This window comes from Sphingobacterium rhinopitheci (assembly GCF_022627575.1).
Classification (GTDB): domain Bacteria; phylum Bacteroidota; class Bacteroidia; order Sphingobacteriales; family Sphingobacteriaceae; genus Sphingobacterium; species Sphingobacterium rhinopitheci.
Genome location: NZ_JADEYQ010000050.1, coordinates 1 through 2,070 on the forward strand (window position 1 = coordinate 1; position 2,070 = coordinate 2,070).

The window sequence follows — 2,070 nt, forward strand, 5'->3', positions numbered from 1 at the left end:
AATCGCAAGATTAAGCTTTTTTGTTTTATATGCATTTCCTGCCTATCTAGCACTGTTATTTTCCTAGAAATCACGATAAGATTCGAGCCAGAAGGGTTGGGTGGGTTCGATTCATGAAGGTTTAGGGCTGCGTTTGGGGTCTGTGTGGCTAAACCACTCCCTCGCTCTCCGCCAACAAAAGCTTAATCGCAAGATTAAGCTTTTTTGTTTTATATGCATTTCCTGCCTATCTAGCACTGTTATTTTCATAGAAATCACGATAAGATTCGAGCCAGAAGGGTTGGGTGGGTTCGATTCATGAAGGTTTAGGGTTGCGTTTGGGGTCTGTGTGGCTAAACCACTCCCTCGCTCTCCGCCAACAAAAGCTTAATCGCAAGATTAAGCTTTTTTGTTTTATATGCATTTCCTGCCTATTTAGCACTGTTATTTTCCTAGAAATCACGATGTCAATATGTTGTAAATAGTGTTTTATGTGTAATTGTTAGGAAGAAGTCTTTAAAATAATTAATACGGTTTTATAATTGCGAAATAAGATACTTCGCTTTATATTATTGTATTTATTCAGAATAACGCAAAACAGTTTCGTGATGCAATATTTTTTAATTTTTAAGTTCTTGTTTTATAGTGTCTTATGTGTTTTTTTTGTTTATTTACCGAAATACGCATATAGAGATGGATTGGCGAAACTTTTTGTATATTCGTTTCGCTAAACAAGTTGTTATATGATATGCTTCCCTAAATTGCGCAAATGAACAAAATCACTATATTATTATTTCCACTTTTTATTTCAAGTTTCACTTTTGCTCAATCAGCAGAAGAACTGAATTTAAAATCCAAACAATTAATCCAAGAAAGAAAATTTGAAGAAGCACTTCCATTAGTGAAAAAGTCCGCTGAATTAGGAAATCCAGAAGCTCAATATAATTATGCTATCTTTTTACAGGAAGGAATTGGAATTCAAAAAAATGAACAAGATGCTATTAAATGGTATTCAAAATCATCTGATAACGGATTTAATGACGGACATTATGCAATGATGATGGCATATGGAAATGGTCAAGGAATTGAACAAAACTCTGAAAAAGCTTTTGAATACGCACTGAAATGTGCAAACAATAATGACGCAACGTGTATGTGGAATGTTGTGAATTGTTATTTAATCGGCAACGGAGTAAAATCAGATATTTCGAAATTTAAAGAATGGATTATTAGATTAGCAAAACTTCCAAATCCTGAGAATCTTTCAAAAAGTGGAAATATTACATCTGCAAGATTGGAGCTTGCTAATTTTTATAAAAATGGTGAATATTTTGAAAAAGATATTTATCAAAGTTATTTATGGTATTTAATATACAATGAATATAAAGTTGACTTTAGTATTATAAAACAAGAAGAGGTTATAAAAGAAATAAAAGAACTTGAAAAAAGTCTCACGAAATCTCAAATCGAAAATGCTCCAAAAGACGCTGAAAATCTTTTAGGAACAAAGCTAATTAACGTAGATGAACTTTATAAAAATTCACTTTAAAACAAGCACATCATATAACATCGGTTTGGCGAAATGGCGGTTTAAGGGAAATATTGAAAGTTCGTGCATTTTTAGCCGTAACAGCTTTTTATATTTCCTTTTTTCATAATTTAGTAAATAATAAAAAGCTGTTGCTTAAGTTAGTGCAAAATTGGAAGTTATGGCTTTCTCATCCGCCACTATCGCCAAGCCGCGGCCCGTTAGCCGTAATCCTAAAAAAACTTTACATAAATGAAAACCATTGATTATTTAGAAAAACAATATAATCACGCATTTGAAATGTTAAAATTTGGAGAATCAAAAAATATTGCATTAATCGCTTTTAATGGTGCAATAATAGTTGGAATTTCTAAATTACTTACTGACAACATAGATTTTTACTTAAAATTGTTTTTTATTTATGTAATATTGATGATGTAATCTTACCCTAACTAGCTACATTCAAAACTAAAGAATTCCAATCAGAATTGCTATTGTTATCCTGTTGGAATGTTGGAAACTCAGAGAGTTTTCCATATTTCAACAGGAATTCTGTTGGCGTC

2 protein-coding genes are annotated in these 2,070 nt (G+C 31.8%); both read left to right on the plus strand.

Annotation, left to right across the window (positions count from 1 at the left end; all coding sequences use genetic code 11):
- Positions 1-748 precede the first annotated feature (748 nt).
- Positions 749-1,528: a tetratricopeptide repeat protein gene (locus IP023_RS15690; RefSeq protein WP_241791351.1), complete on the plus strand. Its 780-nt coding sequence runs from the start codon at positions 749-751 to the stop codon at positions 1,526-1,528.
- Between the two features lie 231 nt (positions 1,529-1,759).
- Positions 1,760-1,948 (plus strand): hypothetical protein, encoded by a 189-nt coding sequence (locus IP023_RS15695; protein ID WP_241791352.1) that lies wholly within the window; start codon positions 1,760-1,762, stop codon positions 1,946-1,948.
- The last annotated feature ends 122 nt before the right edge of the window (positions 1,949-2,070 follow it).